This is a genomic window from Pseudomonas sp. SO81, from assembly GCF_030374125.1.
In the GTDB taxonomy this organism is placed as follows: Bacteria; Pseudomonadota; Gammaproteobacteria; order Pseudomonadales; family Pseudomonadaceae; genus Aquipseudomonas.
The window spans coordinates 1,203,974-1,229,386 of sequence record NZ_CP126126.1 but is presented as its reverse complement, the minus strand read 5'-3'; the positions used below and the strand labels follow the sequence as shown (position 1 = coordinate 1,229,386).

Sequence of the window (25,413 nt, the reverse complement as noted above, 5' to 3'; positions counted from 1 at the left end):
TGTTGTCTCCGCTCAGATCCGGCGTTCGCTGTTCTGCCAATACGCTTCGCGGATCAGGCGGCGCACGACCTTGCCATTGGGGTTCTTCGGCAGCTCCTGAACGAAGTCCACCGCGCGCGGCTTCTTGAAGCCGGCCAGGGAGCGACCGCAGTGCTCGATGATTTCCTCGGCGCTCAGGCTCTGGCCCGGCTTCAGTACCACCACCGCGCGGATCGCCTCGCCCCATTGCTCGTCGGGCACGCCGACCACCGCCGCCTCGAATACCTGCGGCAGGCTGTAGAGCACCTGCTCGACCTCGGTCGGGTAGACGTTGAAGCCGCCGGAGATGATCATTTCCTTCTTGCGGTCGACGATGAACACGTAGCCATGCTCGTCGACCGTGGCCAGATCGCCGGTCAGGTAGTAGCCGTCGCGCATCACCTCGGCGGTGAGCTCCGGCGCCTGCCAGTAGCCCTTCATGATGTCCGGCCCCTTGACCACGATCTCGCCGATCTCGCCGGGCTGCACGTCCACGAACTGTTCGTTGACCACCCGCAGGTCGGTCTCGAAATAGCAGCGACCGCAGGAGGCCAGGCGGCGAGCGTCATCGCCCTCGACCAGGTGATCCTCTTCGGTCAGCACGGTGACCAGCGAGCAGGTCTCGCCGGCGCCGTAGCCCTGTACCAGGATCGGCCCGAACAGGTCGATGGCGCGCTTGACCAGCGCCGGCGCCATCGGTGCGGCGCCGTACATCACCACGCGCAGGCTGGAGAGGTCGAAGCGCTCCACCTCGGGGAAGTTCACCAGGCGGTTGATCATCGCCGGGACCAGGAACAGGCGGGTGACGCGCTCGCGCTCGATGGTTTCCAGCAGCAGGCGGTCGTCGTAGCGCTCCAGCAGCAGGTTGCAGGCGCCGACGGCCAGCAGCGGCATGATCTGCATGCCGCTGGCATGGGTGATCGGGCCGACATGCGCCATCACGTCACCGGGGGCGGAGCGGCGGGTCGGGCTGGCGATGCTCTTGCGCACCAGCGCCTTGCGGTTGCCGAAGCTGAGCATGGCCGCCTTGAGCACGCCGGAGCTGCCGGAGGTGTAGTGCAGCACGGCCAGGTCGTCGTCATGCGGATCGCAATGCACCGGCGCTTCGCTGCCCTGCGCCAGCACGGCGGAGTAATGGCTGTCGCCGGCCTCGTCGTCGAGAGAGATGATATGGCGCAGGCGCGGCACCTCGCCGCGCCTTGCGGCCAGCGCCGCGGCGAAGCGGCCATCGGCGATCACCGCCTGACTGTGCGAGTCGCTCAGCACCTGGATGATTTCTTCCAGGGACAGGCGCGCGTTGATCGGCACCTTGACCATGGCGGACTTGTAGAAGGCGATCTCCGCTTCCACCAGTTCGACGCGGTTGAGGGCGAGGATCGCCACGTGGGCGCCCGTTGCCAGACCAAGGGCCTGCAGGCCAGAGGCCAGGCGGTTGGTGCGCCGCTCGAGTTGAGCGAAGGTAATGCGTTGCCGGGCGTCGACCAGGGCCTCATTTTCGGGCCAGTACAGAGCACTGCGGCTGATGATCTTTCCTAGGTTCACCTTATTGTTCTCATCGGCAGGACAAGTGCGCCGATGCTATCCGCGGCCATTCGGGCGGAACTAATACAACAGTACGATGCGGGCCATGCCGATATGGAATAGGGGCGATCGGCAGCCGTCTCGATTTGATCCAGGTCAGTAGTGTGTGAGCGCAGGCTCTCTAGAATCGCGGCCGCGTTCTTTCTACGAGGTCTCCATGCGCCGCGAGCCAATCGTGCTGTTCGATAACGGCACCCATCAATGCCTGATGTTCGATGACCTGGTCAGCGGCGAGGGTGTGCAGTCCAACCAGTTCCTGATCACCGACCACGAGCAGTACCTGCTGCTCGATCCGGGCGGCGACCTGACCTACACCCCGCTGTCGCTGGAGCTGTCCAAGCACATCCCGGTGCAGGCGCTGACCTACATCTTCGCCTCGCATCAGGACCCGGACATCATCGCCTCCCTGGACAAGTGGCTGCTGCACACCCGTGCGCGGGTGATCTGCTCCAAGCTATGGGCGCGCTTCCTGCCGCACCTGACCGCCAACTACCTGGCCCTGAGCCACGGCATCTGCACCTACGACCGCATCATCGCCCTGCCGGACCGCGGCCAGGCGATTCCGCTGGGCCAGTGCAACCTCAAGGCGGTGCCCGCGCACTTCCTGCATTCGGTGGGCAACTTCCAGCTGTACGACCCGGTGAGCAAGATCCTCTTCTCCGGCGACATGGGCGCCTCCATGGTCGACGACGCCAGCCCGGTGCACGACTTCGCCGCGCACATCCCCCACATGGCCGGCTTCCACCGTCGCTATATGGCCAGCAACAAGGCCTGCCGCTTCTGGGCGCAGATGGTGCGCGAGATGGATGTGGCGATGATCGTGCCGCAGCACGGCCGGCCCTTCGTCGGGGCGCAGATGATCGGCGCCTTCCTCGACTGGATCGAACATCTGGAGTGCGGCCTCGACCTGATGACCCAGCAGGACTATCGCCTGCCGGACTGATCCGTCCCGTGCTCTGGTGCGATTGGCGCTGTTTTCCTTCACCTTCGCCGTGCTAGCGTCGGCTCCTCCCAAATTTGCGAGCGAGCCCGATGCCCCTTGCCCTGTTGCGTCGCACCGCCCTGGCCGGCTGCCTGCTGGTCGCCGGCCCCCTGGCGGCGGAAACCTGGCCGGCCGATGACTGGAGCAGCCAGCCGGCTGCCGCCACACCGGCCATCCAGGCCCTCAACGACTATGCCTTCCCCAGCCGCGATGAAGCCGCCCGCACGGGTGTGCGCAGCGATGCGCTGCTGGTGATCAAGGACGGCGTGATCGTCTACGAACGCTACGCCGCGCCGACCAGCGCGCAGACTCCGCACCTGACCTGGTCGATCAGCAAGAGCCTGTTCGCCAGCGTGCTCGGCACCGCCTACGGCGAGGGGCGCTTCAAGCTCGACGATGCGGTGGCCAAGCACTACCCGCCGTTCACCGCGCACCCCGACGTGAAGATGGGCCACCTGCTCAACTGGGCCTCCGGTCTGGCCTGGCAGGAGGACTACGAGTACGCGCCGCTGAAGTCCTCGGTGGTGGCCATGCTCTACACCCGCGGCCGCGGCGACATGGCCGCGTTCACCGCCGCGCACGGCCTGGGCGCCGTGCCGGGCACGCGCTTCCGCTACTCCAGCGGCGACAGCAACGTGCTGGGCGCCAGCCTCAAGTCGATGGTCGGCGAGCAGGCCTACGCCGACTATCCCTGGACCGCGCTGTTCGAGCCGCTGGGCATCCGCTCGGCCGTGTGGGAGCGCGATGCCAGTGGCACCTTCGTCGCCTCGTCCTATGCCTACATGACCGCCCGCGACCTGGCCCGCGTCGGCCTGCTGATGCAGCGCGACGGCCGCTGGGGCGAGCGCCAGCTGCTGCCGCAGAGCTGGGTGGCGTTCAACCGCACGCCCTTCGCCAACTACCAGCCCAACCCGGAGAAACCGCGCGACGCGGTGCCCGGTGGCCAGTGGTGGCTGAACGTGGCGCTGGAGGGCAAGGCCAAGCCCTGGCCGGACGTGCCGGAAGCCACCTTCGCCGCCCTCGGCCACTGGGGCCAGGGGCTCTACGTGCTGCCGGCGCAGAAGCTGGTGGTGGTGCGCTACGCCGACGACCGTGACGGCAGCTACAGCCATAACGAACTGCTCAAGCGGGTGCAGGCCGCCTTCGGAGAACAGCCATGATCCGCCGCCGTCCCTTCCTCTCCGTATTCCTCCTGCTGCTGGTCGGCCTGGGCCTGCTGGCCTGGGTCAACCGCGTGCACCTGGCGTCCTTCCCCGGCATAGTCGGTGCCTACTCGGCCAAGGAGTACTGCTCCTGCCGCTACGTCAGCGGCAACCCGGCCGATTACTGCGTCAGCTACGTCAAGCTGTACATGCCCCTGAGCGAGCTGCGCGACGACGCCGAGCGCAAGCGGGTGACCGCTCGCGGCCTGGGCAGCACGCAGACCGCCGCCTGGCTGGATCAGCGCCAGGGCTGCCAGCTGCAGGTCGAGGCCGATCCGCTCTGAGCACGCCGGCCGCTGTCGGCTGCTCGGCGCTCTGCCACAGCTTGCAACGGCCCGGCGTTTGGCAAGGCCGCCCCGGGCCGCTATCGTTGCGCTCAAACCGCAACACAAGTGAGCCCATGGCCAAGCCCCTTCGCATTCTGACCGGCGCTGTTCTCGCCACTTGCCTGGCCCTGCCGGCGCAGGCCGCCTGGTACCTGGACAACGAGTCCTCGCGCCTGTCGTTCATCTCCACCAAGGCCGGCAACCTCTCCGAGGTGCATCGCTTCCTCACCCTGCACGGCAAGATCGACAACAAGGGCGCGGCCCGTCTGCGCGTCGAGATGGATTCGGTGAGCACCGGCATCCCGGTCCGCGACGAGCGCCTGCGCAGCCTGCTGTTCGCCACCGAGGAATTCCCCGATGCGCACATCATGGCCCAGCTCAACCTGGCGCCGATCACCGACCTGGCCTCCGGCGCCCAGCTTGAGCTGAGCCTGCCGGTGCAGGTGGAAATCCGCGGGCGCAAGCACGCCTACATGGCCGAGCTGCTGGCCACGCGCCTGGACGACCAGCGCTTCCAGGTGGTGACCCTGGCGCCGCTGGTGCTGCATGCCGAGCACTTCGGCCTGGAGGAGGGCGTCGAGGCCCTGGCCAAGGTGGCCCGGTTGTCCAACATCAGCCTGTCGGTACCGGTCGGCGCGGTGATGATTTTCACCTCGCGATGACAGGCGCCATTTTCCCCTGGAAATCCGGCAACCGCTTCGAGCTGATGATCGACGGACCAGCCTTCATGCCGGCCATGCTCGCCGACATCGCCTCGGCCCGGGAGCTGGTGCTGCTGGAGCTCTATCTGGTGGAAGACGGCCACTGCAGCGCGGCGCTGGTGGAGGCGCTGTGCGCCGCCGCCGGGCGTGGCGCGCGGGTGTACTGCCTGTTCGACGGCTTCGGCTGCCTGGGCTTCGGCCAGGCCTCGCGCGAGCGCCTCACCAGTGCCGGCATCCAACTGCGCCAGTACAACCCGCTGCGCTGGCGCCGCGGCCTGCGCAACCTGTACCGCGACCACCGCAAGATGCTGGTGGTGGACGAGCGCTGCGTCTACGTCGGCGGTACCGGCGCCACCGACGAGTTCTGGAGCACCCAGGCCCAGGACGACTACTGGCACGAGGTCATGGTGCGCATCGAGGGGCCGCTGGTGGCGCACTGGCGGTCGCTGTTCGAGTACCAGTGGCTGGCATGCGAGGGCCGCAGTCCCTGGCGCCCGGGCCAGGCGCCGGGGCTGGCGCACCTGCCACCCTGTCCACCGGCCGGGCGCGGCATGGGCCGGGTGGCCTACGCCGACTCCAACCAGCACCTGGATATCGTCCAGTCGCTGCTGCGCAGCATCGGCCATGCCAAGCGCCGGGTATGGCTGGCCACGCCGTATTTCCTGCCCAGCCGCAAGGTACGCCGCTTCCTGATGCGCGCCGCCGACCGCGGGGTGGACGTGCGCCTGCTGCTGACCAGCCGCAACACCGACCATCCGCCGGTGCGCTTCGCCGGCCAGCGCTACTACCCGCGGCTGCTCAAGGCCGGCGTGCGTATCTTCGAGTACCAGCCGCGCTTCCTGCACCTGAAGCTGGTGCTGGTGGACGATTGGGTCAGCGTCGGCTCGTGCAACTTCGACCACTGGAACCTGCGCTTCAACCTGGAGGCCAACCTGGAGGCCCTCGATCCGCAGCTGACCGCGGCGGCCGCCAACAGCTTCCTTAGCGACTTCGAGCACAGTCGCGAGATCACCCTGGAAGACTGGCATCGCCGCCCGCTGCTCAAGCGCATTCAGCAGCGCCTGTGGGGCTGGCTGGATCGGCTGGCGGTCAACCTGCTGGACCGTCGCCGCTAGCCAGCGGCCATACCCCGCCATCACCGACCGCATACAGCCGCCGCCCCGGCTGCGGGTCGACCAGCATGCCGCCGGTAAAGGCGCCAAAGGCCGGCAGCAGGCACACGCCGTCATCCAGGCTGAAGCAGGGCAAACGCAGGCGCTGCCGAGCGCGGCCGCGCAACACGCACACCGGATGCACGTGGCCGGCCAGCACCTGGTGGCTGGGGTGCGGATCGGGTTCGTGCTGCAGGGCGAACGGGCCGAGCAGATAAGGCTCGGCGACCACCCGGATATCCAGCGTCGCCGGCGGGTCGCCGGCGCTGCGGTCGTGGTTGCCGCGGATCAGCAGGATCGCCAGTTCACTGTTGCGCTCACGCCAGGCATGCAGCGCCGCCAGGGTGGCCGGTGCGTGGGATCCGCGCGCGTGCAGGAAGTCCCCGAGGAAGATCAGCTGGCGGCACGGGTGCTGCGCCAGCAGCGCATCCAGGCGCTGCAGGTTGTTGCTCGTGGTGCCCTGCGGCACCGGCTGGCCGAGGGCGCGGTAGGCCGCGGCCTTGCCGAAGTGGATATCGGCGATCAGCAGGGCCTCGCCGGCCGGCCAGTACAGCGCCTTGTCGGCCAGCAGCCAGACTTCCTCGCCGGCGAGCTGCACTGCCAGGGCAGGCGTGGGCGTGTGGGTCGGGTCGATAGTGGCGCTCCTCGTTTTCGCTCAGCCGGTGCGCTTCTTCACCCGCGGCAGCCCGTTCTTGCTCTGCCGCGGTGTGCGCGCCCGCGGTCGTTCGCGTTCCACCTCGGGCGCGCGCTCGGCCTGGTAGGCGCCGGGACCTGCGGCCTTCTCCAGGTCGGCGAGCAGGCGGGCGATGCGGTCGGCGAGCTTCTCCGAGCTGAGGCTCTCGCGAAAGCGTTCCACCAGCAAGGGGAAGGCCAGCGGCGGCGGGCGCTGTACTTCGCGCAGGTCCAGGCGCAACCCGCGCAGGCGTTGCAGGGTGTGCTGCAGGTGCTGCACGTCCAGCTCCTGGCGCAGCACTTCCTCCTGGGCCTGGGTCAGCAGCAGGTTGCCCGGGTCGTATTGCTGAAACACGTCGAAGAACAGCCCGCTGGACGCCTGCAACTGGCGCGCGCTTTTCGCCGCCCCGGGATAGCCGCCGAACACCAGCCCGGCGATGCGCGCGATCTCGCGAAAGCGCCGCCGGGCCAGCTCGCCGGCATTCAGGCTGGCGAGCACGTCATGCAGCAGGTCGTCGCTGCGCAGCAGTGCGTTGTTCAGCCAGCGCGGCCAATCCACCGGGCTGGCGCAGAGCAGCTCCAGGCCATAGTCGTTGACGGCGATGGAGAAGGTCGCCGGCTGCAACTGACCGAGGCGCCAGGCCAGCAGGCTGGCCAGCCCCAGGTGCACGCTGCGCCCGGCGAAGGGGTAGAGAAACAGGTGCCAGCCCTCGCGCGAATGCAGGGTTTCCGCCAGCAGCGACTGGGAGGTGGGCAGCGCCGACCAGGCCTGCTGCACCTCCAGCAGCGGCCGCAGCAGCTGCATCTCCGGGCCGCGAAACTGGCCCTGCGCCGCTTCGCCGAAACGCGCCACCACGGCGTCGGCCAGCTCGCTGGAGAGCGGCATGCGCCCGCCATTCCAGCGCGGCACCGCGGCCTTGCGCGACGTGGCGCGGTTGACGTAGGCGGTCATGTTTTCCACCCGCACCAGTTCCAGCAGGCGCCCGGCGAAGAGAAAGCAGTCGCCGGGGCGCAGACGGGCGATGAAGCCTTCCTCGACGCTGCCCAGCGAGCGGCCGCTGCCGCCCTTGGCCCAGAACTTCACGGCGATGCTGGCATCGCTGACGATGGTGCCCACGCTCATGCGGTGGCGCCTGGCGAGTGCCGCATTGGGCACGCGCCAGATGCCCTGTTCGTCTGGCTCCACGCGCTGGTAGTCGGGATAGGCGGTCAGCGAGTTGCCGCCGTGGCGGACGAAGGCCAGCGCCCATTGCCACTCCTCGTCGCTCAGCTTGCGATAGGCCCAGGCGCTGCGCACTTCCTCGCGCAGCTCGTCGGGGCGAAAGCCGCCACCGAGGGCCATGCTGACCAGGTGCTGGACCAGCACGTCGAGGGGCTTCTGCGGCGATTGCCGCGCCTCGATGCGCCCGGCGGCGACGGCGTCCTGCACAGCGGCGGCTTCGATCAGTTCCAGCGCGTGGGTCGGTACCAGGCTGATCCGCGAGGCGCGCCCCGGTGCGTGGCCGGAGCGCCCGGCCCGTTGCAGCAGGCGCGCCACGCCCTTGGCCGAACCGATCTGCAGCACCCGTTCCACCGGCAGGAAGTCCACGCCCAGATCCAGGCTTGAGGTGCACACCACGGCCTTCAGCCGGCCTTCCTTGAGGCCCAGCTCGACCCAGTCGCGCACCTCGCGCGACAGCGAGCCGTGGTGCAGGGCGATCAGCCCGGCCCAGTCCGGCCGGGCGTCGAGCAGCGCCTGGTACCAGATCTCCGCCTGCGAGCGGGTGTTGGTGAACAGCAGGCTGGTGCCGCTGGCTTCGACCTCCTCGACCACCTGCGGCAGCATGCGCAGGCCCAGGTGGCCGGCCCAGGGAAAACGCTCGATGCCCGGCGGCAGCAGGGTATCGATGCGCAGGCTCTTGTCCTGCTTGCCCTGCACCAGGCGCCCCGGCGTGTCGCCGAGCAGCACCTGCAGTGCATGTTTCTGGTTGCCCAGGGTCGCCGACAGGCCCCAGACGATCAGTCCCGGATTCCACCGGCGCAGCCGCGCCAGGGCCAGTTGCAGCTGCACGCCGCGCTTGTTGCCGAGCAGCTCGTGCCACTCGTCCACCACCAGCATGCGCAGGCCGGCGAACTGCGCCTCGGCATCGCTGCGGGTCAGCAGCAGGGTCAGGCTCTCCGGGGTGGTGATCAGCGCGCTGGGCAGCTTGCGGCCCTGGCGCGCGCGCTCGCTGCTGCCGGTGTCGCCGGTGCGCAGACCGACGCTCCAGGCGATGTTCAGGTCGTCCAGCGGTGCCTGCAGGGCGCGCTGGGTATCGGCGGCCAGGGCGCGCATCGGGGTGATCCACAGCACGCTGAGCGGCGCGGCGGCGGGCTGGCGCTTGCGTGGCTGGCCGCTGGCGGTAGTGGCCGGAATGGCCTTGGCGAAGCGGTTCAGCGCGGCCAGCCACACCGCATAGGTCTTGCCCGAGCCGGTGGTGGCGTACAGCATGCCGGACTCGCCCTTGGCCACGGCCTGCCAGACTTCCCTCTGGAACGGGAAGGCCTTCCACCCGCGCTGGACGAACCAGGCGCCGGCCAGGCTCATTGCAGCAGGTCCTGGAGGATGGCCAGCGTGTCAGCGTCCTCCACGCGCTTGTCCTGGCGCCAGCGCAGCATGCGCGGGAAGCGCACGGCGATGCCGCTCTTGTGGCGCTTGGACAGGGCGATGCCCTCGAAGCCCAGCTCGAAGACCAGGGTCGGGGTGACGCTGCGCACCGGGCCGAACTTTTCCACGGTGGTCTTGCGCACGATGGCGTCGACCTTGCGCATCTCCTCGTCGGTCAGCCCGGAATAGGCCTTGGCGAATGGCACCAGGCTGCGCTCGCTGGCCCCCGGCGGGCCGTCCCACACGGCGAAGGTGTAGTCGCTGTAGAGACTGGCGCGGCGGCCGTGGCCACGCTGGGCGTAGATCAGCACGGCGTCGACGCTGAACGGGTCGACCTTCCACTTCCACCACACGCCCATGTCTTTGGTCCGGCCCACGCCGTACAGGGCGTCGCGGGCCTTGAGCATCATCCCCTCGACGCCGAGGCGGCGCGACGCTTCGCGCTGCTCGGCCAGCGCCTGCCAGCTGTCGCCGTGCAGCAATGGCGAGGGCATCAGCCTGGGGCTGGCGCAGGCGGCGATCACCCGCTCCAGCTGCGCGCGCCGCTCGTGTTGCGGGCGGCTGCGCCAGTCGAGGCCCTGCCATTCCAGCAGGTCGTAGCCGAGCACGGCCACCGGCACCTCTTCGAGGATCTTCTTGCCCAGGGTCTTGCGGCCGATGCGCTGCTGCAGCAGGGCGAAGGGCTGGATGCCGTAGCGCTCGACTGCATCCTCCACGTCCACTTCCAGCGTGGCGCTGTCTACGTCCATCAGACTGGCCTGTTCGGCGTTGGCCGGCGGATGGCGCCAGACCACCAGCTCGCCGTCGATCACCGTGCCGTCGGGCAGGCGCGCCGTAAGTTCGTCCAGCTCGGGAAAGCGTTCGCTGATCAGCTCCTCGCCGCGCGACCACAGCCATAGGCGGCCGTCGCGCTTGACCAGCTGGGCGCGGATACCGTCCCACTTCCACTCCACCTGCCAGGCGTCCACCGGGCCGAGGTTCTCCTCGAATTTCTCCACCGGCAGTTGCAGGGCGTGGGCGAGGAAGAACGGGTAGGGCTGGCCGCCGCGCTGGGCGTGCTCGTCGTCCGATTCGGCGGCGATCAGCCGGCGGTAGCTCTCCGCGCTGGGCCGGTGCGACAGGTCGGTGTAGCCCACCAGGCGCTGGGCCACGCGCTTGGCATCGAGGTCGGCGAGGCTGGCCAGGGCGCGGGTCACCAGCAGCTTGGACACGCCGACGCGGAAGGCGCCGGTGATCAGCTTGATACACACCATCAGCGCCTGGCGGTCGAGCTGCGCCCAGAACGGCGGCAGGCGCGCGGCCAGTTCTTCCGGGGGCAGGCCGCGCAGGGGCAGGAGTTTGTCCTCGACCCACAGGGCCAGGCCGTCGGCCGATTCGTGGCTGGATTCGGGCAGCAGCAGGGCGATGGTCTCGGCCAGGTCGCCGACCGCCGAATAGCTTTCCTCGAACAGCCACTCCGGCAGATTGGCGGCCTGCATCGCCAGCTCGCGCAGCTGCCTGGCCGGCACCAGCTGGCGCGGGCGGCCGCCGGCGAGGAAGTACACCGCCCAGGCGGCATCCTCGGCGCTGGCCGTGCGGAAGTAATCCTGCAGGGCGGCGAGCTTGGCGTTGCTCGAGGTGGTGGCGTCGAGGCGCCCGTAGAGATCGGAGAAGGCCTTCATGAGCTCGGCTCCGCTTCCGCCGTGGGCGCCGCTTCGTCCTCGTCGCCGTACTCGGTATCGAAGCCCTGGGCGTCCAGGCCCTGTTCGCGCAGGTAGCGCACCAGCACGCTGACCGAGCCGTGGGTGACGAACACCCGCTCGGCGCCGGTCTGCTCGATGGCCCACAGCAGGCCCGGCCAGTCGGCATGATCGGAGAGCACGAAACCGCGGTCGACGCCGCGGCGCCGGCGCGTGCCGCGCAGCATCATCCAGCCGCTGGCGAAGGCGTCGCTGTAATCGCCGAAGCGGCGCATCCAGGTGCTGCCGCCGGCCGAGGGCGGGGCGAGGATCAGCGCCTGGCGCAGCAGCGGGTCGCTCTTCTTGAAGTCGCCGGCATACAGGGTGGGCGGCAGGTGCACGCCGGCGTCGCGGTAGACCTGGTTGAGCGGCTCCATCGAGCCGTGGCCGAGGATCGGCCCGATGCTCGCGTCGATGCCGTGGAGGATGCGCTGCGCCTTGCCGAAGGCGTAGCAGAACAGCACGCTGGCGCGGCCGGCGGCCTGGTTCTGCCGCCACCAGGCGTCGATGCCGGCGAAGATCTGCGCCTGCGGCTGCCAGCGGTAGATCGGCAGGCCGAAGGTCGATTCGGTGATGAAGGTGTGGCAGCGCACCGGCTCGAACGGCGTGCAGGTGCCGTCCGGTTCGACCTTGTAGTCGCCGGACGCGACCCACACCTCGCCGCGATGTTCCAGGCGCACCTGGGCCGAGCCGAGCACATGGCCGGCGGGGTGCAGGCTCAGGGTCACGCCGTGATGATCGAGGCGCTCGCCGTAGTCCAGGGTCTGCAGGTTGATGTCGCCGCCCAGGCGCGTGCGCAGGATGCCGGCGCCGGGCGCGGCGGCCAGGTAGTGGCGACTGCCGCCGCGGGCATGGTCGCCGTGGCCGTGGGTGATCACGGCGCGCTCGACCGGGCGCCAGGGGTCGATATAGAAGTCGCCGGGCGGGCAGTAGAGCCCCTCGGGGCGGGCGATGACCAGGTCCATGAGTGTCGATAGTCCTGCTGCGGGCGCGAGTCGCGTTGTCGGTTAAGACCGATGGGCAGGATAAAAGGTTAGGGTGGAATACGCCGCTGCGCAGGGCGCGCTGAAGCGCCGCGCCCTCCATGGCCCGGATGGCCAGGGAGGGCCGCAGCCAGGGTCAGAAGTGGCCGCTCAGGCGATTGGCCGATGCGGGATCGACGGCATAGCTGCCGCCGGGAATCTGCTCGGTATCGAAGGCCTCGGCGGGGCGCGTGGGGCTGCGCAGACCGGTGCCGCTGTGCTCGGCGGAGGCGTGGGCGAGGGTCGCGCTGAGCTGGCGTATGCGTGCGCGGAGGTGGCGGATCTCGGCTTGCGGGTCTTCCAGCAGGCCCTTGAGATTGCAGTGCCCGGTGCCGCCGCGGGCCAGCAGCAGGCCGCCGATGGTGAGCCCGGCCAGGCCGAGGATGCCGCCGCGATGCAGGCCTGCGCCGGTGAGGACGATGCCGGCGGCGGTAGACAATGCCCGCTCCCGGTGGGAGATGTTGTGCCGCTGATAGGTGTGCTGAGCCGCGTGGCGCGACTGGGGATCGAATGCAACCATGGCGTTTCTCCAGGGACAGTGTTCAGTAACCGACTGGGGGCACGCGGTGGTGTTCAGTTGCGACGATGAGTGGCGCTCAGATCACATAGCGCAGGATGGCGATGAAGTGCAGCAGGCTGCCGGCCATGACGAACAGGTGCCAGATGCCGTGCCAGTGGCGAAAGCGGCTGTCGTAGGCGAAAAACAGGATGCCCACCGTGTACAGCACGCCGCCGGCGGCCAGCCAGGTGAAGCCGGCGCGACCCAGGGCGGCGAGCAGCGGCTCGATGGCGATCAGCACGATCCAGCCCATCACCGCGTAGATGACCAGCGACAGCACGCGGGCTTCGGAGCGCGGCTTGATCTCCTGCAGCATGCCGATGATGCCCAGGGTCCAGACGATGCCGAACAGCGTCCAGCCCCAGGCGCCCTCGAGCGTAACCAGGCAGAACGGCGTGTAGCTGCCGGCGATCAGCAGGTAGATCGACAGGTGATCGAGCTTGCGCATGATCCGCTTCGCCCGCCCGCGCAGGCTGTGGTAGAGCGTGGAGATGCTGTACAGCACGACCAGGGCGACGCCGTAGACGGCCACGCTGACGATCTTCAGCGGCTCGCCCGTGAGGCTGGCCAGGACCAGCAGCCAGATCGCGCCGATGCAGGCCAGCACCGCGCCGATCAGGTGGGTCCAGGCGTTGAATTTTTCCCCGTGGTACATGCGTAGCGTCTCGTGGTGGCGACGGGCGCCACTATACCCGGCCGGGTGTGGGCGGGCCGAGATGCGCGGCGGCTGCGCCTCTCTTCAGACCATGAAAAAGGCCCGCGATGGCGGGCCTTTCGGGGCGGCAAGCGGGCGTCCGTCTACTTGCAGAGCACGATCATGCTGCGGCTGGAAAAGCCGGCGGGGTTGATGCCGAACACGAAGTCGGCCGGATCGTCTTCGCTACCCTGGTCGGCGCCGGCCTTGGCCACCACCTTGTAACCCTTGGGGCCGCAGGCGCGGGTCGCTTTCTGTTCGCATTGCTCCCAGCTGGAAGTGAGCCCGGAGCAATTGATGTTGAGGCCTTTGCGGCCCTTCTTTTCATATGTCTTGGCGGTTGCGGAGCAGCCGGCGACCAGCGCCAGCGTGACAAGCAGCAGTACAAGCCTTCTCATTTCTTTCCCCAGCGGGCTTGTCTGTATCTGGCGGCACAGCCGCCACCCTTGCAATGGCCCCGGCGGCGACGCAGCTCTTGGTGTCGAGTTGCTGCTTGCGCCCTGTCTGGCAGTGAAGCCGGAGCGGGTCGAGAAATAGCACAAAGAATGGGTCGCAGGCGAGACAAAAAAGTTGCAGTTTCGCTGCAGGTTTTTCACTTCTCGTACGTCTTAATGATTAGGAGCTGTTCATCTCGACAGTTTTTCCCCCAGACTAACAAGACGTGGATCACACACGCACAGGGAGAGTGCCATGACCGCCAACGATGAACGTCAGCAATTGAAGGCGATGCTGCAGGGAGCCGGACTGAAGGTCAGTCTGGTTCGGCTGAAAATCCTCGAAGTGTTGCAACGCAACGACAAGGGCCTGCGCTCGCGGGAGCTGCATGGCTTCCTCCTGCTGGCCGACGAGCAGATTTCCGTGCTCAGCGTGCGCCAGGTGCTCAGCCGCCTCTGCGCCTGTGGCCTGGTGGAGCGTGACGAGCAGGGCCTGTATCGCCTGCTGCTGGTCCGCCCGCAGACCGGCTCGGTGGCGCTGGCCGGCTGAGCCCGCTGCATTTAAATAGCTCGAACCCTCAAGCCCTGCTCGCCTCCAATCGGCATGGGCCAGCCCCTGCCTGGCCGAGGAGACGAGCATGTCCATCGATCCGTACCACCCCACCGAGGATCAGAATCCTCATTCGCCCCTGCCGGGGAAGCCCGACCCGCTCAGCCCGGGACAGGTGGACCTGAACCCGGAAAACCAGCCCGCCCCAAGTAACGACCAGCGGCGCCCGCCCGAGCGCGAGCATCGGGGAGCCGAGCGCGCCGTCGGCACTGCCGAGCATGCGGAGCGCAGCGCCCAGCCCAGCCAGCGCGGCGGCTGATCGGTTACCGGTTGTCGATTCTTGCGGAACATTGGGGCTTTCTGGCGTCAAAAAGCCGAGACCAATGTTCACGCCAGGAGAAGAACTCTATGGACCACGCCCGCATCACCCGGGAAGAGAGCCGGTTGGCCCGGCTGTCTGCCGAGGCCCACCAGGCGCTGATCCAATTCATGAACGAGACGGCGCTGCCCTACACCGCAGAGCAGAAGGCCGAGTGCGAATACCTGAGTCGCTGCGCCGCCAATGCCCGCGCGGCCTATCTCAAGCTGCGCCGGGCATCGTCCAGCAGTGCCTCGCGGGCCATCCGCAATATCTGTTCGGCCTAGGTCAGCGGCTGTTGAGCAACGAACGATCGAAGCCGGAGACCATGGTGTCCGCCCCCAGGGGCGGTTCGATCGCCGGGTCCTGCGGGCCCAGCCGGGCCAGGGCCTCGCGCAGGCGCAGCAGTTCACCCTTGAGGTAGTGGATCTCATGATGCGGATCCTGCAGATAGCCTTTCATCACGCAGTGGCCGGTCAGGCCGCGTAGCAGGCCGAGACCGCCCGCGGTGGCCAGGCCGATGCCACCTATGCCGCCGCGATGCAGACCGCAGGCGAGGCCGGCCAGACCGAAACCGATGGACAGTGCGCGTTCGTAACCTTGGACGTTGTGCATGACGTTTCTCCTGATGGGTTAGTGTGCGACCGACCCTGCTCCGGCCCGTTCCATCGCCGTGATGAGTGGCGCAGGCTTCCGGGCTTGGCCAGAATGGCGACTCTTGGTCTGGGAGTGCCCGACATGCTTGCTGCGATAGTTCAAGCCCTGCGCGACAGTCGCCACCTGCTGGTGTTCACCGGCGCCGGGGTGTCGGCGGAGAGCGGCATTCCCACCTTTCGCGATGCCCTGACCGGCCTGTGGGCACGCTTCGATCCGGCGCGGCTGGCCACGCCCGAGGCCTTCGCGGCTGACCCGGAACTGGTCTGGGGCTGGTACGAGTGGCGCCGCCAGCGGGTGCTGCGCGCCATGCCCAATCCGGCGCACCGGGCCATCGCCGAACTGGCGGGCCGGGTGCCGCGCCTGACCCTGGTGACGCAGAACGTCGACGACCTGCACGAGCGTGCCGGCAGCCGGGAGGTGATCCATCTGCACGGCAGCCTGCAGGCGCCGCGCTGTTTCGATTGCGCCGCGCCCTACAGCGGTCTTGCCCGCGAGCTGGACGAGCCGGAGGAGGGCAGGCGTCTGCCGCCGCCACGCTGCGAGCGTTGTGGCGGGCCGGTGCGCCCGGGGGTGGTGTGGTTCGGCGAATCGATGCCGGAGGCCGCTCTGCAGCAGGCCTTCGCGGCGGCCGCCGAGTGCGACCTGCTGCTGTCGATCGGCACCTCGGGGCTGGTCTATCCGGCGGCTCAGGTGCCGCAGATCGCCGCGCGCCATGGCGCCTGCGTGGTGCACATCAACCCGCAGCCGGTGGCTCCTGGCGGGCCGCGTGAATACGGCCTGCCGGGCGCCGCCGGGGTGGTGCTGCCGCAGCTGCTGCAGGCGGCCTTCGCCGACTGATCAGGTCTCGATCATGTCCTGTTGCGGCTGTTGTTCGGCCTCTTGCTCCGGTGTGTCCTGCTCGGCTTTCGGCTGCGCCTGGTCCAGCCATTCGCGGGTGCCTTCCTGGGCCTGATCGACCTTGTCGTTGAGCTGCTCCACCTGCTCATCGAGGCCCTTGAGGGTTTCGCCCAGGCTCTCTTTCACCTGATCGACGGCGGCCTGTTCGACCTTCTCGGCGAAGCTTTCGGCGGCCTGCTCGGCGGTGTCGCAGCCGGCCAGGGCGATCAGGCCCAGGCCGAGCAGCAGCGGTTTGATGGGGGACATGATGAAACTCCTCTGCAATTAGGATTCGAGCTTGTGGGCGGGCTGGTTACGAGTCTTGTACAGCGAAAGCAGCACGCCGCCGGCCAGCAGGCCCACGGTCACGCTGAGCGAGATCACCGCCGGTACCTTGCCGATGATGCCGTGCAGGAAGATCTTGCCGCCGATGAACACCAGCACCAGGGCCAGGGCGTATTTCAGGTAGGCGAAGCGGTGGATCATCGCGGCCAGGGCGAAGTACAGGGCGCGCAGGCCGAGGATGGCGAAGATGTTCGAGGTGTAGACGATGAACGGATCCTGGGTGATGGCGAAGATCGCCGGCACGCTGTCCACGGCGAACACCAGGTCGGCCAGCTCGATCAGGATCAGGGCCAGGAACAGCGGGGTGATCCACAGCTTGAGCTTGCCGCTGGCGTCCTCCTGGCGCACGAAGAATTTCTGCTCGTGCAGGCGGTCGGTCACCGGCAGGTGATTGCGCAGCCAGTTGACGAAGCGGTTCTTCGACAGGTCCGGCTCGTCGTCGACTCTGGAGAACAGCATCTTCACGCCGGTCAGCAGCAGGAAGGCGCCGAACACGTAGAGGATCCAGTCGAACTCGCTGATCAGCGCGGCGCCCAGGCCGATCATGATGGCGCGCAGCACGATCACGCCCATGATCCCCCAGAACAGCACCTTGTGCTGGTACTGCCGCGGGATGGCCAGGAAGCTGAAGATCAGCGCCATGACGAACACGTTGTCCATCGACAACGACTTCTCGATGAGGAAGCCGGTGAGGTAATCCATGCTGGCGTCGCCGCCCTTCTGGAAGAACACCCAGACGGCGAACAACAGGCCCATGGAGATGTAGCCGGCGGACAGCAGCAGGCTTTCCTTGACGCCGATGTCGCGGTTGTCGCGATGCAGGATGCCGAGGTCGAAGGCCAGCAGGGCGGCTACCAGAGCGAAGAAGGTCAGCCACAGCCAGGTGGCGGTGCCGAGCAGGTCGGCGAAGAGAAACGAATCTAGGGCAGTCATGAGCCCCTCCTTTAAGTCGTAGTTGTACCAACTATGACTCCGACATGGCGGCGGCTAGCCGTCAGAGGGGCCCGGTGTCACGGCTGCGGAGGATAAGGAAATTCCGCTGAGCCTCAAGCGCCGGGTGTTTGCAAAGTGTGTACGGCCCCTAGGGATCGACCGGTTCCAGGCTCGCCTGGTAGCGGCTGCGCTCGACCTGCCACCAGCTGGGCAGCAGCTGGCGCACTTCGCCACGGGTGAAACGGTCGTCCAGCAGGTAGACCACGCCATGGTCTTCGGTGGTGCGGATCACCCGACCGGCGGCCTGCACCACCTTCTGCAGACCGGGGTAGAGATAGGCGTAGTCATAGCCGTTGCCGAACATCTGCTGCATGCGCGCCTTCACTTCCTCGTTGACCGGATTGACCTGCGGCAGGCCGAGGGTGGCGATAAACGCGCCGATCAGGCGCTTGCCGGGCAGGTCGATGCCTTCGCCGAAGGCGCCGCCGAGCACGGCGAAGCCGATGCCTCGGGAGCCTTCACTGAAGCGCTCGAGAAAGGCCTGGCGTTCCGCCTCGTTCATGCTGCGCGACTGCGCCCACACCGGAATGTCCGGGTGCGCGCGGCGGAAGTTCTCCAGGGCCTGTTCCAGGTAGGCGTAGCTGCTGAAGAACGCCAGGTAGTTGCCCGGCTGTTCGCGGAACTGGCGGGCCACCAGGTCGGTGATGGGCGCCAGGCTGGTCTCGCGATGCTGGTAGCGGGTCGACAGGTTGGCTAGCGCCTGGACCCTGAGCTGCTCGGCGCTGAACGGCGACTGCACCTCCAGCCACTGCCAGTCGCGCGGCAGGCCGAGCAGGTCGGCGTGATAGTGGCCGGGGCTGAGGGTGGCGGAAAACAGCGTGGCGCTGTGGGCGTTGGCGAAGCGCTCGGCGAGGAAGCGCGCCGGCACTATGTTGCGCAGGCACAGGGTCGACAGGCTGCGGCTGCTGCGGGAGTCGTGGCGGGTGATGTCGAACAGCGAGTGCGGGCCGAAGGCCTCGGCCAGGCGGCAGAACAGCATGGCGTCGAGGTAGAAGCGCAGCAGCGCGGCCTGGTTGCCCTCGGGCTGGTCGGTGAGATGGTCGGTGATGGCGCTCACCGCCTTGTGCAGGGCGACGATGAACAGGTCGGAGATGGCCGGGTAGATCTGGTAGGGCACTTCCTGGTCGCGATGCAGCTGGTTCCAGTGTCGGCCGACGCGCTCCAGCACGCCCTTGAGGCCGGCCGGGGCGACCTTGTGCAGGGCGTTGAACTCGGCCTGGTCCAGCTCGGCGCTGTACATGCCGCGGGCGCGGTCGATCAGGTTGTGCGCCTCGTCCACCAGCAGGGTGACCTTCCAGCCATTGAGCACGGTCAGACCGTGGAGCAGGGCGGTCATGTCGAAGTAGTAGTTGTAGTCGCCGACCACCACGTCGCTCCAGCGACATAGCTCCTGGGACAGGTAGTAGGGGCAGACCTGGTGCGCCAGGGCGATCTCGCGCACGGCCTCCTGGGTCAGCCAGCGGCGCTCGAGGGCGGCGGCGCGGGCGGCCGGCAGGCGGTCGTAGAAGCCCTTGGCCAGCGGGCAGGAGTCGCCGTGGCAGGCCTTGTCCGGGTGTTCGCAGGCCTTGTCACGGGCCACGTGCTCCAGCACCCGCAGCGGCATGTTTTCCTCCTGCTCACGCAGGCTGGCCAGGGCGTCCAGGGCCAGGCGCCGGCCCGGGGTCTTGGCGGTGAGGAAGAACAGGCGGTCCAGCTCCTGGCCGGGAAACGCCTTGAGCTGCGGGAACAGGGTGGCCAGGGTCTTGCCGATGCCGGTGGTGGCCTGGGCCAGCAGGAAGTCGCCATCGCGGGCGGCGCGGTACACGGATTCGGCGAGCTGGCGCTGGCCGCGGCGGAAGCTCGGGTAGGGGAAACGCAGCATCTCCAGGCTGGCGTCGCGCGCCTCGCGGTGAGCCGTTTCCTGCTCGGCCCAGGCGACGAAGCGCGCGCACTGCAGCTCGAAGAAGGTTCTCAGATCGGCGGCGTCGAAGCGCTCGCGAAACACCGTTTCCTTCTGCGACAGCACGTTGAAATACACCACCGCCAGGTCGATGTGCGGCAGCTCCAGCGCGTCGCACAGCAGCCAGCCGTAGACCTTGACCTGGGCCCAGTGCAGCACCCGGTGGTTGTCCGGGATGCGCGCCACGTCGCCGCGGTGGGTCTTGATCTCCTCCAGCAGGTTCTGCGCCGGGTCGTAGCCGTCGGCGCGACCGCTGACCCGCAGGCCCGGGTACTCGCCGGCCAGCGGCAGTTCGGCGAGGTAGCCGGCGCCGCGCCGACCGACCACCGTGCTGTGCCCGGCCATGCCCTCGGCGGCGGTGGGCGCGGGAGTGAAGCGCAGGTCGAGGTCGCCCTGCTTGGCGGTGAACTCGCACAGCGCGCGCACGGCCACGGCATAGCTCACGCTGGCGCGCTCCAGCGCACGTAGCAGACGTCCACAGGCATGCCATGCTGGGCGCAAAAGGCCAGCCAGCGCTTCTGGTTGTCCTGCAGGCGGTCGCCGGGGCCCTTCACCTCGATCATCCGGTAGCGCCGTTCGGCCGGCCAGAACTGGATCAGGTCCGGCATGCCGGCGCGGTTGGCGCGGATATCGCCGAGCAGGCGCTCGAACCAGGCGCGCAGGTGCGCCGGCGGCAGGCAGTGCAGGGCGGTCTCCAGCAGCTCGGGCGTAAGCACTGCCCAGTGCACGAAGGGCGAGACGATGCCGTGCTTGGCCGCGTAGGTGGCACGAATCGCCTCGGCATGGCTGCCGTCGCCCAGCCTTGCCAGGCAGCGTTCGAACAGCCCATGGCGGCGGCTGCGGAAGTCGCCGTCGTGCAGGTCCACCGGCCCGGCGTGGAAGGGGTGGAAGAAGGCACCGGGCAGCGGGGCGAAGATCGCCTCCCAGCACAGCAGGCCGAACAGGCTGCAGACCAGGGTGTTTTCCACGTAGAAGGCCGGCGCCTGCTCGTCGTGCAGGTGCTGCTGCACCGCCCATTCCACGCTCAGTTCCAGCGGCTGCGGCAGCTCCAGTTCGAGCAGCCCGGCCTCGGCTGGGGGCCTGCGTGGCCGCTTGGGCAGGCCGAGCTGGCGCTGCAGGCGTGGCAGGGCGCGCTCCAGCGCCTGGGTTTCGGCATCGTTGTGCGGGGCGAGCAGGGCGGTGCTGGCCAGGTCGTGGGCCTGCTGGAATTCGCCGAGCTTTTCCAGCACGCGCACCCGGCGCTGGCGCGCCTCGCCATGGCTGCTGGCGGCGTACAGGGCGGCGGCCTCGGCCAGCTCGCCCTCGCGCTCCAGCTGCTGGCCGAGGTGGAACAGCAGCTTGGCGTGGCGCCGCGCCAGGTGGGGGTTGTCACTGGCGAAGTCGCCCAGTTCGAGCAGAACCTCGGCAACCGGCAGGCCCGCCTCGAACAGCTCGCGGCAGCGCTGCAGGTGCAGGTAGCGGTCGACATCGAGCCGGCTGCGGAAGCCGCGCGAGTCGTTGCCGATGGGCACGCTCTCGTAGCGGTAGACGCCCAGCTCGGCCAGTACGAACTCGGACCAGTCCTGCGCCAGGTTGCCGAAGAACAGCAGGCGCAGGCGATCGCACAGCGGGCCGACGGTCAGGCTGTAGAGCAGGTCCAGCCCGCCACTCCACTGGGCGAAGGTGCGCGCCGTCGGATGCGATTCACACAGCGCCTCCAGCAGCTCGCTCTTTTTCAGGCTACGCAGCGCCCGGGCCTCGGCGAAGGTAACCAGCAGCTCGTCCTTGCGCAGCAGGGCGAACAGCGTGTCCAGCTCCAGCTCGGCATCCTCGATCAGCCAGCCCAGGCTCAGCAGCGGGGCGGCCGCCGCAGCGATATCGCCGATCTCCGCATAGGCCAGCTTGCTCGCGCGGAAATGCGGGCCCTTGCGCATGACCAGGCGCACCAGTAGCGCCTGGGAGGCCTCCGGCAGCGCGCGGAAATGCACCAGAAAGGCCTGCTCGTCCGCGTCCAGCAGGTCGGCATAACGCTGCTCGATCCAGGCCAGCGCCGTGCGGAAGTTGCTGAGGTAGTAGAGGGGGAAATCGAGCGGCGCGAGCATGGTGCTGTACTGGCTTTATATACAGGTAAGAGTGCGCGACGCGCTCTGTTCATGCAACCCCGGCCCGACCGTCTGCACTGCCGCTTGGCTTATTAGCTGAACCCTTGTTCCCGCTGGCCACTCGAATTCTGTACGCAAGCGTCTGGCCCGGCGGTCAGGCACTCATCACGCAGGAGATCACCATGGCGCAATGGACCATCACTTACAGCAAGGACAACAACACCAATACGCTGGACATGCAGGCCGATCACAAGCCGGAGATGGAGGACGCCGTGGAGCATCTGCTGGCCTGGGCCAGAGAGAACCTGGAGAAGGGCGAGTTCGGCGATGGCCAGGACAAACAAAGCAGCGAACCGGCGGTGCTGCTGCTGCGTCACTACGGCATCACCATCACCGGCATCGCCGCCAGCTGAAGCGCAGCGGGGCACGCGGCCATTCGTCCGCAGCGGCCGAAAAAACATGAAACCGCGCGGCGGCCTGCCCACTCAGTCACTCTGAGGCGCCATCGAAACCGTATGAAAGATGTGTGTCTCACATCCAACGACTGAAGAGATGGAGGTCATCATGACCGGAGACAAGAGCAGATCGGGCTCTGGCAACAACCAGCAGTCCCGCCAGGAAAGTGGCCGCCAAGGTGGTCAGAGTGGCGGAGGCAACTTCGCCAACGATCGCCAGAAGGCGTCCGAAGCCGGCCGCAAAGGCGGCCAAAACAGCGGCGGAGGCGGTCGCGACCGCTGATGCAAACGAGCGGAAGCTTCGGCTTCCGCTCATCGTTTGTCTTGGAGAGCGGGCATGCGCAGCCATGTGATTCATTTCACCGCACCGATCAACTCGACCACCTGCGGCCAACTGATCGACAAGTGTTCACAGGCCATCCAGCAGGGCGCCGACGAGCTGGTCATCAAGATCGCGACCATGGGCGGCGAGTGCAGCTACGGCTTCTCCCTTTACAACTTCCTAATTTCCCTGCCGGTGCCGGTGAAGACCCACAACCTCGGCACGGTCGAGTCCATGGGCAACATCATCTTCCTGGCTGGCGAGCAGCGCACGGCCTGCCATCACAGCAAGTTCCTCTTTCATCCCTTTCACTGGACGCTGAATGGCGCGGTCGACCATGCGCGCATGTCGGAATATGCGATGAGTCTGGATTATGACCTGCAGCTGTATGCCAGCATCGTCGAGGAGCGTACCCGGGGTGCCCAGGTACCGCTGGATGTGCTGGATTGCCTGACGGCGGCACCGCGCATCATCAACTCGCAGGATGCCTTGGCCTCAGGCCTGATCCACGCGGTGGATTGCCTGGGCATGCCACCCGAGTCGGTAAGCTGGTGCGTGCATTCCTGACTGGCGTCAGGCGGCTGCCGAGTTACCGATCAACATGCCGTGCTGCACGCGGAACAGGTGTCCGCTGATGCGCAGGGTGAAAGGTACACGGCTGACGATCTGCGCTCCGTCCTGGAGCAGGCTTTCGATATGAGCACGCAACGCGAGGTACTTCCGTTGTTCCTTCATCGGAAAACTCCTGTGTGGGGTTCGCCGAGAGCCTACCAAGCTTTGTGACGTTGTCGACATTTCGCGGCAGGTGAAATTGTGCTGCGTATCACATTTTGTGATGGCTCAATGCCTGCGCACCCGGAAAGGGCGGAATAACGGATAATGCCGGCCACATATCGTTTGGCTCGCTAGTCTGGTAATCCCGCATGGAAATCAAGGTCAACTTTCTCGATAACCTCCGTCTCGAAGCCAAATTCGATGACTTCACGGTGATCGCCGACCAGCCCATTCGCTACAAGGGCGACGGCTCGGCGCCGGGACCGTTCGACTACTTCCTGGCGTCCTCGGCGCTGTGCGCGGCCTACTTCGTCAAGCTGTACTGCCAGACGCGCAACATCCCCACGGAAAATATTCGCCTGTCGCAGAACAACATCGTCGACCCGGAAGACCGCTACAAGCAGATCTTCAAGATCCAGGTCGAGCTGCCGGCGGACATCTCCGAGAAGGATCGCGTCGGCATCCTGCGCTCCATCGACCGCTGCACGGTGAAGAAGGTGGTGCAGACCGGCCCCGACTTCATCATCGAGGAAGTCGACAACCTCGACGCCGACGCCCAGGCCCTGCTGATCCCGGCGCTGACCGAGGGCGAGGGCACGCGCATCCTCGGCAAGGACCTGCCGCTGGAGCAGACCATCGCCAATATGTCGGCCATCCTCGCGGGCCTGGGCATGAAGATCGAGATCGCCTCCTGGCGCAACATCGTGCCCAACGTCTGGTCGCTGCATATCCGCGACGCGCAATCGCCGCTGTGCTTCACCAACGGCAAGGGCGCCACCAAGGAAAGCGCGCTGGCCTCGGCGCTGGGCGAGTTCATCGAGCGGCTGAACTGCAACTTCTTCTACAACGACCAGTTCTGGGGCGAGGAGATCGCCAACGCGCCCTTCGTCCACTACCCGAACGAGCAGTGGTTCAAGCCCGGTCCGAAAGATGCGCTGCCGGAAGAGATCCTCGACGAGTACTGCCTGGAGATCTACAACCCCGACGGCGAGCTGCGCGGCTCGCACCTGTACGACACCAACTCCGGCAACAAGGCGCGCGGCATCTGCTCGCTGCCCTTCGTGCGCCAGTCGGACGGTGAGGTGGTTTATTTCCCCAGCAACCTGATCGAAAACCTCTACCTCAGCAACGGCATGAGCGCCGGCAACACCCTGGCCGAGGCGCAGGTGCAGTGCCTGTCGGAAATCTTCGAGCGTGCGGTCAAGCGCGAAATCCTCGAAGACGAACTGGCCCTGCCGGACGTGCCGCAGGAGGTGCTGGCCAGGTACCCGGGCATAGTCGCCGGCATCAAGTGCCTGGAGGAGCAGGGCTTCCCGGTACTGGTCAAGGATGCCTCGCTGGGCGGCGAATTCCCGGTGATGTGCGTGACCCTGATGAATCCGCGCACCGGCGGCGTGTTCGCCTCCTTCGGCGCCCACCCGAGCTTCGAGGTGGCGCTGGAGCGCAGCCTCACCGAACTGCTCCAGGGCCGCAGCTTCGAAGGCCTCAACGACCTGCCGCAGCCGACTTTCGAGAGCCAGGCGCTGACCGAGCCGAACAACTTCGTCGAGCACTTCATCGACTCCAGCGGCGTGGTGTCCTGGCGCTTCTTCAGCGCCAAGGCCGACTACGAGTTCGTCGAGTGGGACTTCTCTGGCGAAGGCGAGGACTCGAATGCCCAGGAAGCCGCGACTCTGTTCGGCATCCTCGAGGACCTGGGCAAGGAGGTGTACATGGCCGTGTACGACGACCTCGGCGCCAACGCCTGCCGCATCCTGGTGCCGGGCTACTCGGAAATCTATCCGGTGGAAGACCTGATCTGGGACAACACCAACAAGGCGCTGATCTTCCGCTCCGACATCCTCAACCTGCACAGCCTCAGCGACCTGCGTCTCAAGTCCCTGCTCAAGAGCCTGGAGAACTGCGAGGTCGACGACTACACCGACATCAGCACGCTGATCGGCATCGAGTTCGACGACAACACCGTGTGGGGCCAGCTGACCATCCTCGAGCTGAAGCTGCTGATCTACGTGGCGCTGAAGAAGTTCGAGCAGGCCAAGGGGCTGGTCGAGGCCTTCCTGCAGTACAACGACAACACTGTCGAGCGCGGCCTGTTCTACCAGGCGCTGAACGTGGTGCTGGAAGTGCAGCTGGACGACGACCTGGACATGGCCGACTACGAAGCCAACTTCCGCCGCATGTTCGGCAACGAACGCATGAATGCGGCGCTGGGCTCGGTGGACGGCAGCGTGCGCTTCTACGGCCTGACGCCGACCAGCCTGCAGCTGGAGGGCCTCGACAAGCACCTGCGCCTGGTCGAGAGCTACAAGAAACTGCACGCGGCGCGGGCCAGGGCGGCGGGTTTACCCAGCTGACTGGGCCAACAAGAAAGCACCTT

Annotated in this window: 26 protein-coding genes and 1 pseudogene; 13 read left to right on the top strand and 14 right to left on the bottom strand. The window is 67.3% G+C overall.

The genetic code is table 11. The annotated features are described in order from the left end of the window. Positions 1 to 12: 12 nt before the first annotated feature. A complete protein-coding gene (locus tag OH686_RS05990) occupies positions 13 to 1,560 on the bottom strand; it encodes an AMP-binding protein (protein ID WP_289536826.1) in 1,548 nt (515 codons plus the stop codon). Between the two features lie 196 nt (positions 1,561 to 1,756). Between OH686_RS05990 and OH686_RS05985 the strand changes: the two genes are divergently transcribed. The 5 genes from OH686_RS05985 (at position 1,757) to OH686_RS05965 (ending at position 5,925) form a co-directional block, all read left to right on the top strand. Beyond that, complete coding sequence (locus OH686_RS05985) at positions 1,757 to 2,542, top strand: oxygen-binding di-iron domain-containing protein (RefSeq protein ID WP_289536825.1); 786 nt, start codon at positions 1,757 to 1,759, stop codon at positions 2,540 to 2,542. An 89-nt stretch (positions 2,543 to 2,631) separates the two neighbouring features. Next, a complete protein-coding gene (locus OH686_RS05980) occupies positions 2,632 to 3,741 on the top strand; it encodes a serine hydrolase domain-containing protein (RefSeq protein ID WP_289536823.1) in 1,110 nt (369 codons plus the stop codon). After that, positions 3,738 to 4,067 carry an amidase gene (locus tag OH686_RS05975; RefSeq protein WP_289536821.1) on the top strand — a complete coding sequence of 110 codons (330 nt, stop codon included), beginning with the start codon at positions 3,738 to 3,740 and terminating at the stop codon, positions 4,065 to 4,067. The genes OH686_RS05980 and OH686_RS05975 overlap by 4 nt, the downstream gene beginning before the upstream one ends. 116 nt (positions 4,068 to 4,183) lie before the next feature. Next, entirely contained in the window at positions 4,184 to 4,771 is a 588-nt protein-coding gene (locus tag OH686_RS05970) for a YceI family protein (protein ID WP_289536820.1), read from the top strand. Beyond that, entirely contained in the window at positions 4,768 to 5,925 is a 1,158-nt protein-coding gene (locus tag OH686_RS05965) for a phospholipase D-like domain-containing protein (protein ID WP_289536818.1), read from the top strand. The genes OH686_RS05970 and OH686_RS05965 overlap by 4 nt, the downstream gene beginning before the upstream one ends. Here the strand turns inward: OH686_RS05965 and pdeM are convergent. The 7 genes from pdeM to OH686_RS05930 all read right to left on the bottom strand — a co-directional run bounded on the left by pdeM (position 5,900) and on the right by OH686_RS05930 (position 13,650). Further along, positions 5,900 to 6,565, bottom strand: a complete 666-nt coding sequence (gene pdeM / locus OH686_RS05960) for a ligase-associated DNA damage response endonuclease PdeM (protein WP_289538841.1) — start codon at positions 6,563 to 6,565, stop codon at positions 5,900 to 5,902. The two genes, OH686_RS05965 and pdeM, sit on opposite strands and share 26 nt — an antisense overlap. 51 nt (positions 6,566 to 6,616) lie before the next feature. Further along, positions 6,617 to 9,199: a ligase-associated DNA damage response DEXH box helicase gene (locus tag OH686_RS05955; RefSeq protein WP_289536817.1), complete on the bottom strand. Its 2,583-nt coding sequence runs from the start codon at positions 9,197 to 9,199 to the stop codon at positions 6,617 to 6,619. Further along, complete coding sequence (locus OH686_RS05950; protein WP_289536816.1) at positions 9,196 to 10,920, bottom strand: ATP-dependent DNA ligase; 1,725 nt, start codon at positions 10,918 to 10,920, stop codon at positions 9,196 to 9,198. Before OH686_RS05950 ends, OH686_RS05955 begins: the two co-directional genes overlap by 4 nt. Continuing rightward, positions 10,917 to 11,942, bottom strand: coding sequence for a ligase-associated DNA damage response exonuclease (locus OH686_RS05945; RefSeq protein WP_289536815.1), 1,026 nt, complete (start codon positions 11,940 to 11,942; stop codon positions 10,917 to 10,919). The genes OH686_RS05950 and OH686_RS05945 overlap by 4 nt, the downstream gene beginning before the upstream one ends. 154 nt (positions 11,943 to 12,096) lie before the next feature. Further along, a complete protein-coding gene (locus OH686_RS05940; RefSeq protein WP_289536813.1) occupies positions 12,097 to 12,519 on the bottom strand; it encodes a YgaP-like transmembrane domain in 423 nt (140 codons plus the stop codon). A gap of 76 nt (positions 12,520 to 12,595) precedes the next feature. Continuing rightward, a complete protein-coding gene (gene trhA / locus OH686_RS05935; protein ID WP_289536812.1) occupies positions 12,596 to 13,213 on the bottom strand; it encodes a PAQR family membrane homeostasis protein TrhA in 618 nt (205 codons plus the stop codon). Positions 13,214 to 13,356: 143 nt separating this feature from the next. Beyond that, positions 13,357 to 13,650 (bottom strand): lipoprotein, encoded by a 294-nt coding sequence (locus OH686_RS05930; protein WP_289538839.1) that lies wholly within the window; start codon positions 13,648 to 13,650, stop codon positions 13,357 to 13,359. A 292-nt stretch (positions 13,651 to 13,942) separates the two neighbouring features. Between OH686_RS05930 and OH686_RS05925 the strand changes: the two genes are divergently transcribed. The 3 genes from OH686_RS05925 to OH686_RS05915 all read left to right on the top strand — a co-directional run bounded on the left by OH686_RS05925 (position 13,943) and on the right by OH686_RS05915 (position 14,881). Further along, positions 13,943 to 14,236 (top strand): transcriptional repressor, encoded by a 294-nt coding sequence (locus tag OH686_RS05925; protein WP_289536811.1) that lies wholly within the window; start codon positions 13,943 to 13,945, stop codon positions 14,234 to 14,236. Between the two features lie 88 nt (positions 14,237 to 14,324). Then, positions 14,325 to 14,555: a hypothetical protein gene (locus OH686_RS05920; RefSeq protein ID WP_289536810.1), complete on the top strand. Its 231-nt coding sequence runs from the start codon at positions 14,325 to 14,327 to the stop codon at positions 14,553 to 14,555. A gap of 89 nt (positions 14,556 to 14,644) precedes the next feature. Then, entirely contained in the window at positions 14,645 to 14,881 is a 237-nt protein-coding gene (locus OH686_RS05915) for a hypothetical protein (RefSeq protein ID WP_289536809.1), read from the top strand. Position 14,882: 1 nt separating this feature from the next. Here OH686_RS05915 and OH686_RS05910 read toward each other — a convergent pair whose 3' ends face one another. Then, positions 14,883 to 15,209: a YgaP-like transmembrane domain gene (locus tag OH686_RS05910; RefSeq protein WP_137974418.1), complete on the bottom strand. Its 327-nt coding sequence runs from the start codon at positions 15,207 to 15,209 to the stop codon at positions 14,883 to 14,885. Positions 15,210 to 15,332: 123 nt separating this feature from the next. Here OH686_RS05910 and OH686_RS05905 point away from each other — a divergent pair, with 123 nt between their 5' ends. Beyond that, complete coding sequence (locus OH686_RS05905; protein ID WP_289536807.1) at positions 15,333 to 16,088, top strand: SIR2 family NAD-dependent protein deacylase; 756 nt, start codon at positions 15,333 to 15,335, stop codon at positions 16,086 to 16,088. On the opposite strand, the gene OH686_RS05900 is transcribed toward OH686_RS05905, so the two are convergent. The 4 genes from OH686_RS05900 to OH686_RS05885 all read right to left on the bottom strand — a co-directional run bounded on the left by OH686_RS05900 (position 16,089) and on the right by OH686_RS05885 (position 21,485). After that, on the bottom strand, positions 16,089 to 16,394 hold the full coding sequence (locus tag OH686_RS05900; protein WP_289536805.1) for a hypothetical protein: 306 nt from the start codon (positions 16,392 to 16,394) through the stop codon (positions 16,089 to 16,091). An 18-nt stretch (positions 16,395 to 16,412) separates the two neighbouring features. Further along, positions 16,413 to 17,405 carry a TerC family protein gene (locus OH686_RS05895; protein ID WP_289536803.1) on the bottom strand — a complete coding sequence of 331 codons (993 nt, stop codon included), beginning with the start codon at positions 17,403 to 17,405 and terminating at the stop codon, positions 16,413 to 16,415. Between the two features lie 148 nt (positions 17,406 to 17,553). Further along, entirely contained in the window at positions 17,554 to 19,848 is a 2,295-nt protein-coding gene (locus OH686_RS05890) for an ATP-dependent DNA helicase (protein WP_289536801.1), read from the bottom strand. After that, positions 19,845 to 21,485: a VRR-NUC domain-containing protein gene (locus tag OH686_RS05885; RefSeq protein WP_289536800.1), complete on the bottom strand. Its 1,641-nt coding sequence runs from the start codon at positions 21,483 to 21,485 to the stop codon at positions 19,845 to 19,847. Before OH686_RS05885 ends, OH686_RS05890 begins: the two co-directional genes overlap by 4 nt. A gap of 182 nt (positions 21,486 to 21,667) precedes the next feature. Here OH686_RS05885 and OH686_RS05880 point away from each other — a divergent pair, with 182 nt between their 5' ends. The 3 genes and pseudogenes from OH686_RS05880 (at position 21,668) to OH686_RS05870 (ending at position 22,829) form a co-directional block, all read left to right on the top strand. After that, positions 21,668 to 21,898 carry a hypothetical protein gene (locus OH686_RS05880; protein WP_289536799.1) on the top strand — a complete coding sequence of 77 codons (231 nt, stop codon included), beginning with the start codon at positions 21,668 to 21,670 and terminating at the stop codon, positions 21,896 to 21,898. A gap of 205 nt (positions 21,899 to 22,103) precedes the next feature. Further along, positions 22,104 to 22,223, top strand: a pseudogene (locus OH686_RS05875) (KGG domain-containing protein); the annotation flags it as partial. A gap of 54 nt (positions 22,224 to 22,277) precedes the next feature. Continuing rightward, entirely contained in the window at positions 22,278 to 22,829 is a 552-nt protein-coding gene (locus OH686_RS05870) for an ATP-dependent Clp protease proteolytic subunit (RefSeq protein ID WP_289536795.1), read from the top strand. Positions 22,830 to 22,835: 6 nt separating this feature from the next. Here OH686_RS05870 and OH686_RS05865 read toward each other — a convergent pair whose 3' ends face one another. Continuing rightward, on the bottom strand, positions 22,836 to 22,997 hold the full coding sequence (locus OH686_RS05865) for a hypothetical protein (protein WP_171016370.1): 162 nt from the start codon (positions 22,995 to 22,997) through the stop codon (positions 22,836 to 22,838). Between the two features lie 188 nt (positions 22,998 to 23,185). Between OH686_RS05865 and OH686_RS05860 the strand changes: the two genes are divergently transcribed. Beyond that, positions 23,186 to 25,390, top strand: coding sequence for an OsmC domain/YcaO domain-containing protein (locus tag OH686_RS05860; protein WP_289536793.1), 2,205 nt, complete (start codon positions 23,186 to 23,188; stop codon positions 25,388 to 25,390). The last annotated feature ends 23 nt before the right edge of the window (positions 25,391 to 25,413 follow it).

Bases quoted from the DNA above. Each gene is read 5' to 3' on its own strand.
- OH686_RS05970 (WP_289536820.1), top strand. From the start codon at position 4,184: ATGGCCAAGCCCCTTCGCATTCTGACCGGCGCTGTTCTCGCCACTTGC.
- OH686_RS05880 (WP_289536799.1), top strand. From the start codon at position 21,668: ATGGCGCAATGGACCATCACTTACAGCAAGGACAACAACACCAATACG.
- OH686_RS05975 (WP_289536821.1), top strand. From the start codon at position 3,738: ATGATCCGCCGCCGTCCCTTCCTCTCCGTATTCCTCCTGCTGCTGGTC.
- OH686_RS05910 (WP_137974418.1), bottom strand. From the start codon at position 15,209: ATGCACAACGTCCAAGGTTACGAACGCGCACTGTCCATCGGTTTCGGT.
- OH686_RS05895 (WP_289536803.1), bottom strand. From the start codon at position 17,405: ATGACTGCCCTAGATTCGTTTCTCTTCGCCGACCTGCTCGGCACCGCC.
- OH686_RS05885 (WP_289536800.1), bottom strand. From the start codon at position 21,485: ATGCTCGCGCCGCTCGATTTCCCCCTCTACTACCTCAGCAACTTCCGC.
- OH686_RS05860 (WP_289536793.1), top strand. From the start codon at position 23,186: ATGGAAATCAAGGTCAACTTTCTCGATAACCTCCGTCTCGAAGCCAAA.
- OH686_RS05900 (WP_289536805.1), bottom strand. From the start codon at position 16,394: ATGTCCCCCATCAAACCGCTGCTGCTCGGCCTGGGCCTGATCGCCCTG.
- OH686_RS05930 (WP_289538839.1), bottom strand. From the start codon at position 13,650: ATGAGAAGGCTTGTACTGCTGCTTGTCACGCTGGCGCTGGTCGCCGGC.
- OH686_RS05955 (WP_289536817.1), bottom strand. From the start codon at position 9,199: ATGAGCCTGGCCGGCGCCTGGTTCGTCCAGCGCGGGTGGAAGGCCTTC.
- OH686_RS05940 (WP_289536813.1), bottom strand. From the start codon at position 12,519: ATGGTTGCATTCGATCCCCAGTCGCGCCACGCGGCTCAGCACACCTAT.
- OH686_RS05870 (WP_289536795.1), top strand. From the start codon at position 22,278: ATGCGCAGCCATGTGATTCATTTCACCGCACCGATCAACTCGACCACC.
- OH686_RS05985 (WP_289536825.1), top strand. From the start codon at position 1,757: ATGCGCCGCGAGCCAATCGTGCTGTTCGATAACGGCACCCATCAATGC.
- OH686_RS05920 (WP_289536810.1), top strand. From the start codon at position 14,325: ATGTCCATCGATCCGTACCACCCCACCGAGGATCAGAATCCTCATTCG.
- OH686_RS05945 (WP_289536815.1), bottom strand. From the start codon at position 11,942: ATGGACCTGGTCATCGCCCGCCCCGAGGGGCTCTACTGCCCGCCCGGC.
- OH686_RS05865 (WP_171016370.1), bottom strand. From the start codon at position 22,997: ATGAAGGAACAACGGAAGTACCTCGCGTTGCGTGCTCATATCGAAAGC.
- OH686_RS05950 (WP_289536816.1), bottom strand. From the start codon at position 10,920: ATGAAGGCCTTCTCCGATCTCTACGGGCGCCTCGACGCCACCACCTCG.
- OH686_RS05915 (WP_289536809.1), top strand. From the start codon at position 14,645: ATGGACCACGCCCGCATCACCCGGGAAGAGAGCCGGTTGGCCCGGCTG.
- OH686_RS05925 (WP_289536811.1), top strand. From the start codon at position 13,943: ATGACCGCCAACGATGAACGTCAGCAATTGAAGGCGATGCTGCAGGGA.
- trhA (WP_289536812.1), bottom strand. From the start codon at position 13,213: ATGTACCACGGGGAAAAATTCAACGCCTGGACCCACCTGATCGGCGCG.
- OH686_RS05980 (WP_289536823.1), top strand. From the start codon at position 2,632: ATGCCCCTTGCCCTGTTGCGTCGCACCGCCCTGGCCGGCTGCCTGCTG.
- OH686_RS05905 (WP_289536807.1), top strand. From the start codon at position 15,333: ATGCTTGCTGCGATAGTTCAAGCCCTGCGCGACAGTCGCCACCTGCTG.
- OH686_RS05965 (WP_289536818.1), top strand. From the start codon at position 4,768: ATGACAGGCGCCATTTTCCCCTGGAAATCCGGCAACCGCTTCGAGCTG.